Annotated in this window: 18 protein-coding genes; 5 read left to right on the forward strand and 13 right to left on the reverse strand. The window is 68.0% G+C overall.

What is annotated here, in order from left to right:
- Positions 1–181: 181 nt before the first annotated feature.
- The 5 genes from JOE53_RS05420 to JOE53_RS05440 all read left to right on the forward strand — a co-directional run bounded on the left by JOE53_RS05420 (position 182) and on the right by JOE53_RS05440 (position 4,480).
- The gene (locus tag JOE53_RS05420) at positions 182–511 is read left to right on the forward strand and encodes a hypothetical protein (RefSeq protein ID WP_204947009.1); all 330 of its coding nucleotides are present in this window, start codon (positions 182–184) and stop codon (positions 509–511) included.
- A 101-nt stretch (positions 512–612) separates the two neighbouring features.
- On the forward strand, positions 613–2,037 hold the full coding sequence (locus JOE53_RS05425; RefSeq protein WP_204947010.1) for an FtsK/SpoIIIE domain-containing protein: 1,425 nt from the start codon (positions 613–615) through the stop codon (positions 2,035–2,037).
- A gap of 34 nt (positions 2,038–2,071) precedes the next feature.
- Positions 2,072–3,364, forward strand: coding sequence for a replication initiator (locus JOE53_RS05430; protein WP_204947011.1), 1,293 nt, complete (start codon positions 2,072–2,074; stop codon positions 3,362–3,364).
- Positions 3,361–3,519: a hypothetical protein gene (locus JOE53_RS05435; protein WP_204947012.1), complete on the forward strand. Its 159-nt coding sequence runs from the start codon at positions 3,361–3,363 to the stop codon at positions 3,517–3,519. Before JOE53_RS05430 ends, JOE53_RS05435 begins: the two co-directional genes overlap by 4 nt.
- 70 nt (positions 3,520–3,589) lie before the next feature.
- Positions 3,590–4,480 (forward strand): hypothetical protein, encoded by an 891-nt coding sequence (locus JOE53_RS05440; RefSeq protein WP_204947013.1) that lies wholly within the window; start codon positions 3,590–3,592, stop codon positions 4,478–4,480.
- A 300-nt stretch (positions 4,481–4,780) separates the two neighbouring features.
- Here the strand turns inward: JOE53_RS05440 and JOE53_RS05445 are convergent, their stop codons facing one another.
- The 13 genes from JOE53_RS05445 to aroC form a co-directional block, all read right to left on the reverse strand.
- A complete protein-coding gene (locus JOE53_RS05445; RefSeq protein WP_204947014.1) occupies positions 4,781–6,214 on the reverse strand; it encodes a recombinase family protein in 1,434 nt (477 codons plus the stop codon).
- 230 nt (positions 6,215–6,444) lie between these two features.
- Positions 6,445–8,010 (reverse strand): Rieske 2Fe-2S domain-containing protein, encoded by a 1,566-nt coding sequence (locus JOE53_RS05450; protein WP_204947015.1) that lies wholly within the window; start codon positions 8,008–8,010, stop codon positions 6,445–6,447.
- A 73-nt stretch (positions 8,011–8,083) separates the two neighbouring features.
- The gene (locus tag JOE53_RS05455; RefSeq protein WP_204947016.1) at positions 8,084–9,376 is read right to left on the reverse strand and encodes an alpha/beta hydrolase; all 1,293 of its coding nucleotides are present in this window, start codon (positions 9,374–9,376) and stop codon (positions 8,084–8,086) included.
- A gap of 28 nt (positions 9,377–9,404) precedes the next feature.
- A complete protein-coding gene (gene nusB / locus JOE53_RS05460; RefSeq protein WP_036291068.1) occupies positions 9,405–9,815 on the reverse strand; it encodes a transcription antitermination factor NusB in 411 nt (136 codons plus the stop codon).
- A gap of 18 nt (positions 9,816–9,833) precedes the next feature.
- Positions 9,834–10,394: an elongation factor P gene (gene efp / locus JOE53_RS05465; protein WP_036283795.1), complete on the reverse strand. Its 561-nt coding sequence runs from the start codon at positions 10,392–10,394 to the stop codon at positions 9,834–9,836.
- Positions 10,395–10,491: 97 nt separating this feature from the next.
- Entirely contained in the window at positions 10,492–11,343 is an 852-nt protein-coding gene (locus JOE53_RS05470; RefSeq protein ID WP_196384332.1) for a 3-hydroxyacyl-CoA dehydrogenase, read from the reverse strand.
- Positions 11,336–12,013 (reverse strand): TetR/AcrR family transcriptional regulator, encoded by a 678-nt coding sequence (locus JOE53_RS05475; RefSeq protein ID WP_204947017.1) that lies wholly within the window; start codon positions 12,011–12,013, stop codon positions 11,336–11,338. The genes JOE53_RS05470 and JOE53_RS05475 overlap by 8 nt, the downstream gene beginning before the upstream one ends.
- A gap of 61 nt (positions 12,014–12,074) precedes the next feature.
- Positions 12,075–12,596, reverse strand: a complete 522-nt coding sequence (locus JOE53_RS05480; RefSeq protein WP_204947018.1) for a hypothetical protein — start codon at positions 12,594–12,596, stop codon at positions 12,075–12,077.
- A gap of 70 nt (positions 12,597–12,666) precedes the next feature.
- On the reverse strand, positions 12,667–13,125 hold the full coding sequence (gene aroQ, locus JOE53_RS05485) for a type II 3-dehydroquinate dehydratase (RefSeq protein WP_204947019.1): 459 nt from the start codon (positions 13,123–13,125) through the stop codon (positions 12,667–12,669).
- Positions 13,122–13,664: a GNAT family N-acetyltransferase gene (locus tag JOE53_RS05490; protein WP_204947020.1), complete on the reverse strand. Its 543-nt coding sequence runs from the start codon at positions 13,662–13,664 to the stop codon at positions 13,122–13,124. Before JOE53_RS05490 ends, aroQ begins: the two co-directional genes overlap by 4 nt.
- Positions 13,661–14,743, reverse strand: coding sequence for a 3-dehydroquinate synthase (gene aroB, locus JOE53_RS05495; protein WP_204947021.1), 1,083 nt, complete (start codon positions 14,741–14,743; stop codon positions 13,661–13,663). Before aroB ends, JOE53_RS05490 begins: the two co-directional genes overlap by 4 nt.
- The gene (locus JOE53_RS05500; protein WP_061683467.1) at positions 14,740–15,279 is read right to left on the reverse strand and encodes a shikimate kinase; all 540 of its coding nucleotides are present in this window, start codon (positions 15,277–15,279) and stop codon (positions 14,740–14,742) included. Before JOE53_RS05500 ends, aroB begins: the two co-directional genes overlap by 4 nt.
- Positions 15,276–16,487, reverse strand: coding sequence for a chorismate synthase (aroC, locus tag JOE53_RS05505; protein WP_039415998.1), 1,212 nt, complete (start codon positions 16,485–16,487; stop codon positions 15,276–15,278). Before aroC ends, JOE53_RS05500 begins: the two co-directional genes overlap by 4 nt.
- Positions 16,488–16,489: the final 2 nt, after the last annotated feature.

Raw genomic sequence — 16,489 nt, forward strand, 5'->3', positions numbered from 1 at the left:
ATTCTGCAACACGCCCCGAGCGCATCCTGCATCGGGCCCTGCTTCGCTGCCGTTGTTGCGGACGAGATGTTGCGTGATCCTGCGCTGTTGATGCGTGGTTGCTGCGGTTCTTGCTCGCTTGTCTGTCCTTGTTCCCGCCAACCGGCAGGGGCAAGACGACGACAGACAAGGAAGCATGCTCATGCGTTTGAACATCAACACGGCGGGGGTTCAGTTCCTCGCGACGCGGCTGCCCGAGCCCCGCACCGACCGCGACACTGGCGCTGCTCGCATCGATAAGGAGACGGGGCTGCCGATGTTCCAGGTGCAGGTCGCTGCCCTGGATTCCTCCGGCGGTGAAGTCCTCGCTGTGTCGGTCCCGGGCCAGCCGTCCGGGATCACGATCGGTGCACCGGTGACGGTGGAGGGGCTGGTTGCGATCCCGTGGTCTCAGGGCGACCGCTCCGGTGTTGCCTACCGGGCCACCGCCCTCCGCGGCGCTGAGACCCGCCCGGGCAAGCCCACCGACTGACCGCGCATGTGTAACCGGGGCGACGGCGACAACACCTGACACCGCCGCCTCGGGAACACATCCGTGTCCCCTTGATCCGCCTCTTTGGAAGGAGCCCTCGGATGGCTCGCATAACCTCAACATCGCCCACCCCGTCGAACTCGAGCAGCGACACCGTCTCCGACGTGATCGTCGCGGTCGCTCAGATCGCCTGGGAAGCGATAGAGCTCGGGACACGGCTCGCCTGGTGGGCGGTTCTGTTCCCGGTGTTCTCCGCCCCTGTCACCGCCGCCGTCTGGGCATGGATCAGCTTCGGGTGGGAGGCCGGGGCCAGCGCCGCCCTGGTCGGCATCGTGGTCCTCGCGCTCTGGTGGTACCTGCACCCGGCATCGTTCCGGGCCGTCGTGCATGCCCGGATCCGCGCCCGTTACCGTCGCTACCGCTACCGGCACGGGTGGGCGGCCGTCTGCGCGCTGAACGGCCTCGCCCCCACCCTCGACGGGACGCCCCTGATCCCCCGGCTGCGGAAAATCCGCATCCACCCGTCGGTGGACGTCCTCACCGTTCAAATGATCGCAGGGCAGACGCTCGCGGACTGGACCCGGCTGTGTGACGCGCTCGCGCATGGTTGGCGCGCTCAGACTGTCACCGCGACCACCCCCGCGCCCGGATGGATCACGCTCACCGTCCGCACTCGCGACCATCTCACCACCGTGATTCCCCTCCCTGCCCGTGCCGCGACGGATCTCGAAGCCGTGACGCTCGGCGTGACCGAGGATGGCCTGCCGTGGGTTGTGCAGGTCGCGGGCAGGCATCTCCTCGTCGCCGGCGCAACCGGTGCGGGCAAAGGATCGGTGGTCTGGTCGATCCTCGCGGGCCTTGCTCCGGCCGTGCACGCCGGTGTGGTGCGGTTGTGGGTGGTCGATCCGAAAGGCGGGATGGAGTTCGGTGCCGCGACGGCCCTGTTCGACCGGTTCGTGCACACTACCGGGGCACCGACGCTGGAGCTGCTCCGCGCCGCTGCCGCGCTCGTGCAGGAGCGTGCGGACCGGTATCGGGGCGTCACCCGCTCCCACACTGCGACGACCGTGGAACCGCAGGTTGTGGTCGTGATCGACGAGCTCGCCTCGTTGACCGCGTACGAGACCGACCGGAAGGTTGCGGCCGAGACGATCCAACTGCTCTCCCTCGTCCTCTCCCAGGGGCGTGCGGTCGGGGTGACTGTGATCGCGGCCGCGCAGGATCCCTCGAAAGACGTGCTGAGCATGCGGCAGTTGTTCCCGACTCGGATCGGGCTGCGACTCACCGAAGCAACGCAGGTGGACATGGTCCTCGGGCAGGGTGCCCGCGCCGCGGGGGCACTCTGCGACCAGATCCCCGATTCCCTGCCCGGTGTCGGCTACCAGATCGAGGACGGCACCGCCCGTCCCCTCCGCGCCCGCGCGTTCCACGTCACCGACACGGACATCCGTGCCCTCGCCGACCAGTACCCCGTACCGTCCTGGCCGATGGAAGCGCCTGACGGCGGCGACGCCACCCGGTTCTGATCGACACGCGAACCCGGCAGGAAGGAACACGATGATGGCGAACACGAACCCGCTCGGAACCCTCGACCCGGACACCCTCGCCGGAATCGTCGCCGCCGCATCCTCAACCGGGTACGAGGAATGGTGGGGGCGGGTACGGTCCTCCGGATACTGCGCCCACCCCATCCACCTCACCCGCACCCTCGCGGGGCAGACAACCACGATCTACGCACGGTGCGAAAACCGCCGCGAGGCCGTCTGCCCCGCCTGCTCCGACCTGTACGCCCTCGACACCTGGCACATCGTCACCGGCGGCCTCACCCCCGAACACCTCACCAACGCCACCGCCGTGTTCGTCACCCTCACCGCACCATCGTTCGGGACCGTCCACGCACATCACGCCGACGACCCCGCTCGCCCCTGCCATCCAGTCGTGACGGGCACCTGCACTCATGGCAGACCGATGGGGTGCCCGGTGGCTCACCAGCGCGGGGATCCTGTTGTCGGGAGCCCGCTGTGCGCGGACTGCTACGACTACGAGACGCACGTACTGACCACCTGGTGGTTCCCGGCGCTTTGGAACCGGTACACCCGCACCCTGCGACGCCTCGTCACCCGGCACGCCCCGGGTGTGAAAGTCTCGTTCGTGAAGGTCATGGAGATGCAAGCACGCCTTGCCCCGCATTACCACGCCATCCTCCGCGCCAACAACGAACCCGGCACTCCCGGCATCGGTCTCGACACTCTGGCGACTCTCGCCGCTGCCGCCGCGTCCATGGTCCGCGTCGACGTGCCCGCAACCTCCGGGACCGGGACATTGCGCTTCGGTGCCCAAGTGGACGTGCAGCCGCTCACGCACGACGAGCAGACGCGACGGGTCGGCGGGTATCTCGCGAAATACGTCACCAAGGGCATCACCAGCACGGCGCTGCCCGCACGGATACCCGCCGCGAACATCGACCTTCTGCCGATCCCGGAGCACCACAAGCGCGTCATATCGATGCTCGTTCGTCTCGCGACCTTACTCCCCGACGAGTACGCGGGCATGGCTGACAGGCTCGGCACGTTCGGCTGGCGCGGGCACACGACCACGAAGTCCCGCACATTCTCCACGACCATGACAGCACAGAAGCAGCACCGCGCCGCATGGCGCGCCGCGCATGCCACTGAGCCAGGTCGCGGCTTCGAACCGGACGCGGACGACGCCGACTGGCAGTACACCCGCTCCGGACACAAGACCCCCGGGCATCGCTACCTCGCTGTCACAGCCGCACTGAAACACCGTGAACAACTCCGCACCGCCCATATGGCCGACGACGTAAACGGGCAGAGGCAGGGCGAACCATGACCGGCCACATCTACAGCCCCGAACTCATCGCGTGGGTGCAGCGCACGACTGCGGCCCAGGGTGTCCCTGAACGCCTCGACCCCGACACTTTCACGCACCGTGTCGGCGCGCTCTTCGACACCACGCCGGCTCATCTGACTCCTCGCGGTTCGTGAAGCCACGGAATCAATTGATTGAAATGCACAGGTCACGGGTCATACTCGATCTCGACACGGAGGGGGCAACGTGGTGAAGACGGCGAAGTACCAGAAGGCGCGGTTGCGCATCACCGGCGACAATGGGCGCGGGGAGTGGATTGAAGTCCTTCCTAGCGAGATCGCGGATTCGCCCGCGAAGGGCGACCTGATCTGCGTCGGCTGCCCGGTGCCGATGCGCAAAACCTCCTCGTTCACCCGAGGATCAGGCACCGAAGTACCCGCATATCTGAGCCTCTACCCGCACACCGATCATGCTGCCGACTGCCGGCTCAACATCGAAACGCTGCACGCCGACCTGCAACAGGTTCACCCGGACACGATCTCCATCGAAGACAAGATCCTCTACCTACACCTACCGGACGAAGAGCGACTCAAGAACAAGCAGAGCACCAAGCGCCGCGTAGGAGGCGGCGGCGACGGGGACACGTGGACGGCGACGATGAACTCGGCGACGGCGATCGCCCGATTCCTGAAGCAATATGACGACCCGGGCGATCTCCTCAACCGGCTCATGATCCGCTACCGCGACCACCGCGGAGACATCTCCGTCATGTTCTGGGCCGACTTCTGCTTCGAAGCCCGCTCACCCGAAGCACTGAAGTACCTTCGCCGGCTCCAACGCGACGGCGACCGCACGCCACCTGCCGCGGTGATCTTCCCCGTCAAGGAGCGACGCGAAAGCGCGACCTACCGGTACATGCGCGTCGACACTTACGAAAGACCACTCCTCGACAATCCGCGCCATCAGCTGTTCCTCAGCGTCGCCGAACCCCTGAACCCCGACCGGCACCGCCTCACGAACATCGAATCCGACTCGATCCTCGTGCTCGGGCACGGCTCATCCTTCGACTGGACCGGAAAGCTCGTCACCGAACTCCGCTTCACCATCGAAGATCAATGGCAACTGGCCGCTCTCTAGAACGGCCCCGGGCTTCCAGCCGCGCGGAGTACGCACGCAACCGGGTCGTCATGTGGATGATCGCACCCCGATCCTCAGGTGGAACCCGGTCAACCCGTTCCGCGACGGCCAGACTGGCTCGCAGTGACTGCTCCTGATCGATCACCCCGTCGTCATACAGCCCGACGAGTGCCCCGCGGACCCTGGTCGCAGCCTCGTGCATGATGTCGTAGAACACGACCGTCGGCACCCTGCTCGCCTGTGGCGATGGTCGACCCGGTTCGTGATTGTCCATGTCCACGCTCCTCACCGCATCACCCGTCAGGCCGCCCAGTGCGGTTGGACCCGTTCCGGGTCGAAGTTCCCTCGACCCGGGGACCCCGCGGCGATCGTCGCCGAGGGCAGGATTGCCCGGATGATCGCGTGTTGCCGGTCCAGCGAGTAGGTGTCCCACCGCTCACGGAGGATGGTACCGTTGCCGACCAGGCTGCCCAGGGTGTCTTTCGTCGCCAGCGACTCCAGCACTCGCGCGGCCTCCGCTGCCTTCGTCTCCGCGACCGGACGCGCGGCCAAGTACTCGGCCTTGCTGATGTCCCCAGCGGCGAACATCTCCGCCACGTCTGTCAACCGCCGTTGCGCCGCGTCCAGCACCGCCACCGCGTCCGCGTGCCGTGCGTCCGTCTCGTGCCGCCCCTCCAACGCCTCAGTCACCTCCGGGGTGTCGAGCCGGTACAACGCGGCCTCAGTCAGCCACGTCTCCACCGGGACCGCCGAGATGGTCAGCCTTCCGCAGCCGCCGTGGTCCGGCCCGGACTGGCACACGTACCGGCGCTCGGTCTTCCCCTGCGGAGTCTGCCTCGCTGCGGAGAACAGCTTTCCGCCGCATTTCCCGCACCTCAACAACCCCGTCAGCAGATACCGTTGCGGTGCCCGCCGCCCTGTCCGTTTCCGTGACGCGAACACGGCAAGGATTCGCTCCCGCTGCTCCCGGGTGATGATCCGCTCCCATGCCGCCTCGCCCGCGACTTCGCCGCGGTGATCCCGCAACCCGGCGATCCGCCCGGACTGCAACAGGCCCCGCAGCGTCGGTGACCGCCACGACGTTGCTTTCCCCGAGGTCGGCACGCGCTCCTCGTTCAACCACGCGACCAGAGACCGCAACGACTCGCCCTGAATGAACCGATCCGCCACCGTCCGGATGACAGCAGCCTCCGATTCCCGGATCGTGATCCGGTCCTCCTCGTATCCGAACGGGCGCGTCGCTCCACCATTCGGCTTCCCGGCCGCGACGTTCTGCTCGATCTTCCGCAGGATTCGCGCCCGTTTCCGTGCCGACTCATTCGCCGCGACGGCTGCGGTGATCCGCGCGACCAGCATCCCGTTGTCGTTCCCGAACGAGATATCCGACGTGACCGTCACGAGCTGGTCGACGCCGTTGCGCTGGCACGCTTCCACGAACTGTTCGAACTCACCCGGACGCCGCGTCAACCGATCCTGGTGATACACCACCACCGCACCGACCCGGCCCGCCTCGATATCGGCCAGCATCCTGGCGAACTCGGGACGTCCTTTGGCCCCTGTGAACGCCGACACATCGTTGTCCACATACGTGTCGAATACCGACCAACCCCGGTCCGCGACGAGCCGCATACAGTCCTCGACCTGACGTGCGACGCCCAGCCCCTCGCCCGTCTTGTCCGCAGAAATCCGCGCGTACACTGCCACCGGACGACCCAACCCCACCTCGTTGCTCATAAAGGTCAGACTAACAAGACACGGACAACGGCGTCCTGTTGTGCTGGTACCACCACCGGTTCCTTGACCGGGTCGGGTGGCAGATCCGCATGAACGGCGGGGTTCCCGAGGTCAAAGCCCCACCGTGGCACGGCACCGATCACCGCTGGCGCGTCGTCACCACCTCGCCGGTACGGCTCAAGAAACGTGCGAAACGCATTCTGACGACGTGAACGCGCCTCTGCGAGGTATCAGGCGGTGGGCGCCGATGCCGTCTCGACGACGCGCGACGCGCGGATCGGGTGGCCCGGTGCGGTGAGGCACTGCCCGCTCGCCAGATCCCACTTCCAGTCGTGGAGGGCGCAGGTGAGCACGCCGTCCTCGATCTTGCCTGTCTTGGTAAGGTCGGCGCGCAGGTGCGGGCAGCGGCGCTGCACGGTCCACTCGCCGATCTCGGCATCCTCGGTCTGATCGGACTGCTCGGCGTACCAGTTCTCGACGTACTCGATGCGGTCGCGCGACAGGCACTTCAGGAACGTGGTGAGGAATTCGTTGAACTTGCCGCTGCGGCCGACCTCGAACTGCATCGACAGGAAGATCGAGTTCGACCAGTCGATCTCGTGGTCGCGAATGTTCGTCGAGACGAGGTCGGCGGGGATCGTGTACCAGTAGATGCACTCCTCGTCCGCGTACTCCCGCACTTTGGCCTTCGGGAAGTCGACGACCATGTCGAGCTCGCCGATGCGGAAACGCACGTTGCCGCCGACTCCGGTGCGGATCGTACGGGCGCGACGCAGCAGCGGCTCCCACCACTCCTGCAGCGCGGCGAGCATCTCGTCCGGTGCCATCGGCTCGGCCCGCGTCTCGATCTCCGCGATGACCTCCGCCTGGCGGCTGTCGCGCTGCTCGGCGAGGTACGCCCACTTGTCGTCGAAGACCCGGTCGATCTCATCCGGCGTGTAGAGGGTCTGCGTGATCTCGATCGTGCCACCGTTGAGGTCGACCTGCGTGCCGGGCACGAACTCGTAGCCCTTCTGATCCGGACGCTCGGCGCGCATGTGCGCGAGGAACTGGCGCTGATCGGTGAAGATCGAGTCGTCCTCCAGCCCCCACCCGTTGAAGCGGAACAGGTCTTCGCGCAGGAACATGGGCGGTCCCGCCATCGGGAAGACGTGCTCGGCATCCACCTTCTCGATGTAGTACATCGCCCGCTTGTTCTGCGCGTCGCGCTTGAGCTTCGCGAAGTGCTGCTTCGAGTCCTGCGGCAGGTCGTAGACCATGGGCCACCAGATCGCGCCGGAGACCTGCGTGAAGTAGGCGTCGGGCTTGGAGAACGAGAGCAGGCGCTCGAGGTCGAGGGGGTGCGAGTCGTTCTGGTTCAGGATGCTGGCGGTGCCGTCGTCCACGCTCAGTGATGAGTCGCCGATGGGGCCGTCGCTGGGCGCCCGCAGCGGCGTCACCATGATCTTCAGGCCACCCGGATACTCCAGAGTCTGCCCCGCCTGCGTGTAGACGATGTTGTCGTAGCCGAGGCGGCGGAGGTCCACCTCGAGGTCGTCCGTCGGGTACTCCGGGAGCAGGACGCGAATGTCCTTCGGCACGTACCGTTCCAGCAGCGCCGGGTCGAAGTGATCGCGGTGGCGGTGCGAGATGTAGAGGAAGTCGGCTTTCCCGAAGCGCTCCCAGTCCAGGCCGCGGTTGTCGGGGAACGGGAACCAGGAGCCGAAGAAGTTCGGACCCATCACGGGGTCGCAGAGGATGCTGCCGCCCGTCGTCTCGATGAACATTCCGGCGTGGCCGAGGCCTGTGATCCGCATGGGTCCTCCTGGTCGAACAGCTCCCGAGTCTACGCGTGGGAGCCTGAGCCGCCGCTCAGGCGGTGCGGGCGATTCAGGGTGCAGAGAGGCCGAGGCGGGGATACAGTCGGGCGAAGCCTTCGGCGAGCCCGCCCTCCAAAGCGTCGACCACGTGACCGGCGCCGGGGACCACGTAGCTGTCGGCCTGCGAACCTGCCGAGAACGCGGCGGCCGCGCCGTGTCGGGCTTGATCGATGTACGCCGGGTCGTTTTCGCCAGCCGTGAACAGTGCCCATTCGTCGGGGCAGGAGAAGGAGCCCGAGGCGAGGATGCCGGCGGGCGCTGCCGCGTCGAACGCGGCGCGCGAGCCGCCGTAGACATCGGCGATCGTCTCGTCGGGATGCTCCGATCCGGGGACGATTTCACCGCTGATCGCCAGCAGGTTGCCCCAGACCTCGGGGTGCTCGGCGGCGTATTTGAAGGCGCACCCACCGCCGTTGGAGTAGCCGGCGATCACCCACTGATGCGGCCGTTGCTGCACCGGCAGAGTGCGGGCGAAGGTGACGACGTCCTTCGTCACGTACGTCTCCACATTGCCGTACGTCGCCGAGTCCGCGCACGCCGGATCCCTCGTCGGGTCGCCGAGTTGATCGACAACGAGCACGTACGGTGCGAGGCCGTTGTTCTTCTGCGCCTGCGCGTCCAGGATCTTCGCGATGTACTGCGGGTCGGGATCACCCGGTTGGCCCATCATCATGATCACCAACGGCAAGCGGGGCGGGTGCGCCGTGAGTGCAGCCGGGGGCTTGTAGAAACCTGCCAGCCGCGCGGAGAAGCCCGATTGCGTCGCAGGGATCTCGATCGTCGCCTGCTGGCCTGTGGCGGGCATGTCGGCGGGAGGACGCCAGCGCTCGTAGAGCGGTGTGTGCGATTCCGGGCCCGAACCGGCGGACCCTGTCGGGACGCTGATCGGGCGGTGTACCTGGATGTGGAAGAGTCCCGCGACCGTCGTGTTCAGGCCGTAGTAGGCGTTGATCCCGAGCGCCGTCGTCACGGCGAAAAGGAGGATCGCTCCCGCCGCGATCGCCCTGCGTCCCCATCGCGCCTTCCAGAAGTTGGCGATCGCGAGTGCGATCGCGGCCACGCCCGCCGCTCCCCACGCCACGACCTGCCACGGAAGCGGCATGCCGAACATGCGTGTCGCGCGTGCGACGAGGGCGAACAGCACGGTCAGCGCACTGCCGGAGAAGAGCGCGGCGGCCGCCCACAGGGGCCAGGGCGCGGGGCGGCGACGCAGCAGCAAGAACACGACGGCGGCCGCGCTCGCGGCACACAGGCTGACAATGAGCCAGGGGTCGACGATGCGGAGGGTGAGAACGGACGTCACCCGCGCTCCCTCCTCGGCACAAGCCGGCTCAGGCGGTGCGGGCGATGCGCCCGAGGACCCCGTGCACGAACGAACCCGAGTCGTCGGTCGAGAACTCCTTCGCGAGTTCCACGGCCTCGTCGATCACGACCGCGGCGGGCACCTCATCGTTGAACATCAGCTCCCACACCGCCAGCCGCAGGATGGCGCGGTCGACCGCCGGCATCCGCTCGATCTTCCAGTCGCGCGCGTGGGTGACGATCTGCTCGTCGATGTCGTCGCGGTTGTCGATGACACCGTCGACGATCTCGCGCGCGTACAGCCACGAGGCTTCGCGAGCGGGTTCATTCGCCGCGCGCTTCGCCTCCGCGGCGAGGGTGACCGCAAGCTCATCGCCGCGGACGTCGGACTGGAAGAGGATGTCGAGGGCGCGCTTGCGCGCCTTGGACCGTGCGCTCATCGCTTCGAAGACCGGTCGTCAGTTGACGCGGCCGAGGTAGTCGCCCGTGCGGGTGTCGACCTTGACCTTCGTGCCGGTCTCCAGGAACAGCGGCACCTGGATCTCGTAGCCGGTCTCCACGGTGGCGGGCTTGGTTCCCGCCGACGAGCGGTCGCCCTGCAGACCCGGCTCGGTGTAGGTGATCTCCAGCACGACGGAGGCCGGCAGCTCGATGTAGAGCGGGTTGCCGTTGTTGAGGGCGATCTGCACCTGCTGGTTCTCCAGCAGGAAGTTCGCGGCATCGCCCACCGTTGCGGCGCCGACCGTGATCTGGTCGTAGTCGGCCACATCCATGAAGACGAAGCCCTCGCCGTCGTTGTAGAGGTAGGTGAAGTCACGGCGGTCGACGTTCTCGATCTCGACCTTGGCGCCCGCGTTGAACGTCTTGTCGACAACCTTGCCGGTCATGACGTTCTTCAGCTTGGTGCGCACGAACGCACCGCCCTTGCCAGGCTTGACGTGCTGGAACTCCACGACGCTCCAGAGCTGTCCGTCGATGCTGAGGACGACGCCGTTCTTGATGTCTGCGGTCGATGCCATGAGTGTGGAATGTCCGTTCGTTGAAGAAGCGGCCGAGCGGCCGACACCCGATTCTACGGGATGCCGCCCGCTCAGCCGCTGTCTGCCGGTCGAGCGATCAGGCGTACTTGTAGAAGCCTTCGCCAGTGGCGACGCCCAGCAGGCCCTTGTCGATGTAGTTCTCCTTGAGCCACGCGGCGATCTTCGGGTCGCCCGAAGGACCGTGGGTGAGGATGTTGTACGGCGTGGTCAGACCGATCATGTCGAGGATCTGGAAAGGGCCCATGGGCGCACCGGTGGCGATCCGCCACGTCCAGTCGATGTCTTCGACCTCGGCGTAGCCGCCGCCGGCGAGCCCCATGGCGGCGTTCAGCAGCGGCACGAGGAGGGTGTTGAGCACGTAGCCCGCCTTCTCCTTGTGGATCGGGATGGGAACCATGCCGATGTCGCCCGCGAACCGCACGATCTGATCGAACACGGCGGGGTCGGTCTGGGGCGTTCCCATAACCTCGCCGGTGTTGAACTTCCACACCCGGTTCGCGAAGTGCAGCGCCAAGAAGCGCTCCGGGCGACCGGTCCACTCGACCAGGTCGCTCGGCAGCAGGGTCGAGGAGTTGGTCGCGAAGATGGTCTCTGCGGGAGCGAGCTGGGCGAGCTTCTCGTAGGTCTCGCGCTTGACGTCGAGGATCTCGGGAACGGCCTCGATGATGAGGTCGGCCTGAGCCGCTTCGGCGAGATCGGTCGTGAGCGTCAGCCGACCGAGGGTCTCGTCGGCCTTTCCGCGGGCGGCGCCGGGAACCTCGGCCTTGTAGGTCGCGACGAGACGCTGAAAGCGCTCCTTCGCGGCGGCGAGAGCCTCGTCGCTGATGTCGTAGGCGATCACGTCGAAGCCGCTGTATGCGGTCTGGAACGCGATCTGCGAGCCGAGCACGCCGGTGCCCAGCACGGCGACGGTGGTGATGTCACTCATGGTGATCTCCTTCTGGCGGGGTACCGCCTTCATATGCACTCTCGTGCGGGCGCGGCGGGGTGGACGCGTCGGGATAAGCCTCGGCGTGCGCGCCGGCGACGATCTGCGCGATCTGCGCGCGGAGATCGGCGGCGTCGCGACCGAGCCCCAGGCTCGGTTGCACGAGGAAGATGTGTGTGGCGGCGAAGATCGAGCGGGCCGCGACCCGGGCCGATGCGGCGGCCGACCTCGGCGCGACGATCTCGGCGATACGCCGCTCGAGGTCGTCGATCACGCGCAGGCCCTCGCGCCGGTAACGCCCCGCCGTGCTGTCGCCGAACAAGAGTTCGCGCTGGTAGAGGGCGGTGTCTCGGGGCGTCAGCGCCGCGGCGTGCAGGAGGGGCCGCAACAGAGCGGCGACCGCCTCGACGGGGTCCCCGACCGTCGCCGCAGCACGCGCACCCGCGTCGACGGCCGCGGCGAGGCGCTCGTTGAACACCGCGAGCAGCAGCTCGGCCTTGCTGTCGGCGTAGCGGAATACAGTGCCGGCGGCGACGTCGGCACGGTTGGCGATCTGCTGCGTCGTGACACCGGCGTAGCCGTGTTCGTCGAACAGCTCCGCGGCGGCGAGCAAGATGCGCCGACTCTTGTCGGCCATGTTGCGCTCGCGGCGCGAGATCGATTCACTCACATATTGATCATACTCATTAATGAGTGCACTCAGTACGTTTGGACCGAACCGGGTGAATCCATCACTGGGCGGTAGCGGCGCTCAGATCTGCCTCGCGGTACCACGTGTCGACGTAGGGCGGGTTCTGCGTGGCGAACAGGCGCTCGTACGCCGTGTTGTCGAGGTTCACCGCGGCGCCGGCGTCGGTGGTGACGGGCGTCGCCGGGCTCACACCCTTCGGGCAGTAATAGGCGACGAAGCCGCCGTCCGAACCGATGGTGACCGTGAGGCACGGAGCGCCCTCGTCGTTGGTCGCGTCTCCGGCGGTGGCTCCATCGGTGGTCTTGCCGTCTTCGATGGTCATGCACGTGGCCGAGTCCGACGCGCGGCACCACGTTCCGTCGAGGTCGGCGCGGGTGGGTGCGGCGGGCGTGCTCGAGGTGGACGGTGTGGGAGTCGCCGTGGCGGTGTGGGTCGGGGTCGCCACGGCGGAGGGCGCGCTCGACGAGGCATCCGTGGCGGCATCACCCGCAGAGGCACAGGCGCCCAGGGTGAGTGCGGCGGCGACGAGGAACATGGCAGCGGGGGTCCGACGAATGTTCATGGCGGCGACGGTATACGCCTTCGAGCACGTGGGGGCACCCCCTTGCGTCGCGCGCGGATCGTGCAACCGCTCAGCCGTCGGCGCGTCCTGAGATGACGTCGATGAGCAGCGCCGTCGCGCGCGCGTAGCCGGCCACTCCCTCGCCGACGACGTGCACGACCGCCACGTCGGCGACGTAGGAGTGGTGACGGAACTCCTCGCGCTCGGCGATGTTGCTGATGTGCACCTCGGCCACCGGCAGCGACACCCCCGACAGCGCATCGCGGAGCACGACGGAGGTGTGGGTGAGACCTCCCGGGTTGATCACGATCCCGGCGCAGGTGGTGCGCGCCTCGTGGATCGCGTCGATCAGCACACCTTCGTGGTTGCTCTGGACCGCCTCGACGTCGAAGCCGCGCGCAGCCGCGGCATCCTGGACGATCCGCTCCACGTCGGCGAGGGTGTCGTGCCCGTAGACGTCGGGCTCGCGGATGCCGAGCAGGTTGAGGTTGGGGCCGTTCACCAGCAGGAGGCGTCGAGGGGTCGTCACGCGCTCACCCTACCGGCACGCACCATCACGAGCTCGGAACCGATGACACTCGTGAGCCTCTCCCCCGTCGCGACGAAGCCGACTTTGCGATAGGCACCCTGCGCGCGATGGTTCTCGGCGTGCACATCGAGCGTCAGCTCGTCGGCCCCACGATCCCGGGCCCATGCCCCGGCCACATCGACGAGGCGCCCGAGCAGTCCCGTACCCCGGTGCGACGGCGCCACGTAGACGCCCACGATGTCTGCGCGCGCCTCGGTCACGGGTCGACCCAGATGATCGGTGGTGCCCGCCGCCCGGAGAAGGACGGTCACCGTGCCGACCCACCGCCCGTCGTCGTCGGCGATGAACTGAGCGGCCTCGTCGGACAGCGACGCGCCCGCGGCGCGCTCGCGCCAGAACACCTCGTCGTGCGCACGCTCCTGTTCGACGGTGGACAGGAAAGCGATGGATGCCGCCGGATCGCCGACGGCCTCGATGCGGAGGTCGCGGATCTCCCGCCATTCCGCCGCGCGGATGCGTCGGACCACGGGAACGCTCACTCGGCGACCTCTTGATAGGCCGCGAACAGGAGGGACTCGTCCGGCGCCTGCAGAATGGTCGGCTTCGCGATGTCGTCGAGGACGATGAAGCGCAGCATCGCACCGCGCGTCTTCTTGTCGCGCTGCATGGTGGCCAGCAGCTGCTTCCACGCGCCCGCGCGATACGAGGTCGGCAGTCCCAGCAGTTCGAGGATGCGGCGGTGGCGCGCGGCGGCATCGTCGGACAGTCGGCCGGCCAGTCGTGAGAGCTCGGCGGCGAAGAGCATGCCGATCGAGATCGCCGCGCCGTGGCGCCACTGGTACCGCTCGGCGTGCTCGATCGCGTGGCCGAGCGTGTGTCCATAGTTCAGCACTTCGCGTAGCCCGGCTTCGCGGAGGTCCTCGCCGACGACGCGCGCCTTCATCTCGATCGCCAGCTCGATACAGCGTCGGAACGCCGGGGACTGCGGATCGACGGCGGCGTCGGGATCCGCCTCGATGAGATCGAGGATCTCCGGGTACCAGATGAAGCCGGCCTTGACGACTTCGGCGAATCCGGCGACCCGTTCGTTGCGACTGAGGGTATCGAGCTGTGTCAGGTCGCAGATGACGGCGCGCGGCGGCCAGAAGGCGCCGACGAGATTCTTGCCCTCCGCCGTGTTGATGCCGGTCTTGCCGCCGACGGCGGCATCGACCATGCCGAGCACCGTCGTGGGCACCTGCACCACCGCGACGCCGCGCAGCCACGTCGCCGCGACGAAGCCCGCCAGGTCGGTCACGGCTCCGCCGCCGAACCCGACGACGGCGTCGGTGCGCGTGAAGTCGGCCTGGCCCATGACCTGCCAGCAGAAGGCCGCCACCTCGACGCGCTTGCCCTGCTCGGCATCCGGAACCTCGGCGAGCAGCACCTGACGCTCCCCCGACGCGAGCAGCAGCTCGCGCAGCTCGGTCGCCTGAGCCGACAGCGTCGGCGGATGCACCACGAGCACCTTCTGCGCCGCCGCGGGCAGCGCCGCGCCGACCGCATCGAGGATTCCCCGGCCGATCGTGATGTCGTAGGGCTGGTCGCCGGCGACGCTGATGACGGTGGTCTCGGTCATTCCTGTGCTCCTCGCGCGTGATCGTCACCGGGCAGCTCCGCCTCGATCCACGCCGCGAGGGCGTCGACCGTGTCTTGCAGAGGACCGGCGGACGTGTCGAAGCTCACCTGGGCGAGCCGTTCGTAGAGGGGGCGCCGTGCGGCGTAGATCTCCTGCCAGCGCTCGACGGCGTCGCCCTCCTGCAGGAGGGGGCGCGCGCCGCCGCGGATGCGTGCGGCCACATTGTGCGGCGCGACGGTCAGGAGCACGACGCGGTGACCGGCGAGCGCGGTTTGAGTGCCGGGGTGCAGCACGGCTCCCCCGCCGAGTGCGACGATGCCGCCCCTCTTGAGCGCGTCGGCCACAGCCTCGCGTTCCAGCTCGCGGAAGTGCGCCTCGCCGTGCGCGGCGAAGATGGCGTCGATCGGGCCGTGCTCACGAGCGATCACGGCGTCGCTGTCGGTGAACGGCAGGCCGAGGCGTTTGGCCACGCGCTTGCCGACGCTCGTCTTCCCGGCCCCCATCGGGCCGATGAGGACGATCGCAGGGCTCGTCATCCGAGGGCGTCGTCGCTGTCCGAGGCCGTCTGCAGGGTCTCGGGGATCGCGGAGAGGTAGCTGCGGAGATTACGAGCCGTCTCGGCGACGCTGTCGCCGCCGAACTTCTCCAGCACCGCTTCGGCGAGCACGATCGCGACCATGGCCTCGGCCACCACGCCCGCGGCGGGCACGGCGCAGACGTCGGAGCGCTGATGGTGCGCGGTGGCGGCCTCGCCCGTCGTGACGTCGATGGTCCGAAGCGCGTGCGGCACGGTCGCTATCGGCTTCATGCCGGCGCGCACGCGCAGCACCGTCCCGGTGGACATTCCACCCTCGGTGCCGCCGGCCTTGTCGGAGGAGCGCGTGATGCCCTCGGATGCCGCGAACAGCTCGTCGTGAGCCGCCGAACCCCGTCGGCGTGTGGTCTCGAAGCCGTCGCCGACCTCCACGCCCTTGATGGCCTGGATGCTCATCAGTGCCTGTGCCAGCTTGCCGTCGAGGCGGCGGTCCCACTGCACATGGGAGCCCAGACCGGGCGGAAGACCGTAGGCGAGGACCTCGACGATGCCGCCCAGGGTGTCGCCGTCCTTCTTCGCGGCATCCACCTCGGCGACCATGGCCGCAGACGTCGCGGGATCGAAGCACCGCAGCGGATCAGCGTCGAGCGCGGCGACGTCGTCCGGAGTCGGAAGGGCAGCGCCTGCGGGCACGTGAACGGGGCCGATCGACAGCGTGTGGCTGACGAGGCGGATGCCGAGCTCACCAAGGAAAGAGCGGGCGATCGCACCCAGAGCCACACGCGCCGCGGTCTCGCGAGCACTCGCGCGTTCGAGGATCGGACGCGCCTCGTCGAACCCGTACTTCTGCATGCCGACCAGGTCGGCGTGGCCCGGGCGGGGGCGGGTGAGCGCGGCGCCGCGGCCGCGAGACATCTCGGTCATCTCGACCGGTTCGGCGCTCATGACCTCGGTCCACTTGGGCCACTCGGTGTTGCCGATGCGCAGCGCGATCGGGCTGCCCATGCTGAGCCCGTGTCGGACGCCGGCGGAGATCGTCAGTTCGTCCTCTTCGAACTTCATCCGCGAGCCGCGGCCGTAGCCGAGCTTGCGCCGCGCGAGATCCGCCTGGATCGCGGCGCGGGAGACGGGGACGCCGGCGGGCAGTCCCTCCATGAAGGCGACGAGTTCGGGGCCGTGCGATTCGCCGGCCGTGAGCACGCGGAGCATTC

The organism is Microbacterium laevaniformans, from assembly GCF_016907555.1.
GTDB lineage: Bacteria > Actinomycetota > Actinomycetes > Actinomycetales > Microbacteriaceae > Microbacterium > Microbacterium laevaniformans.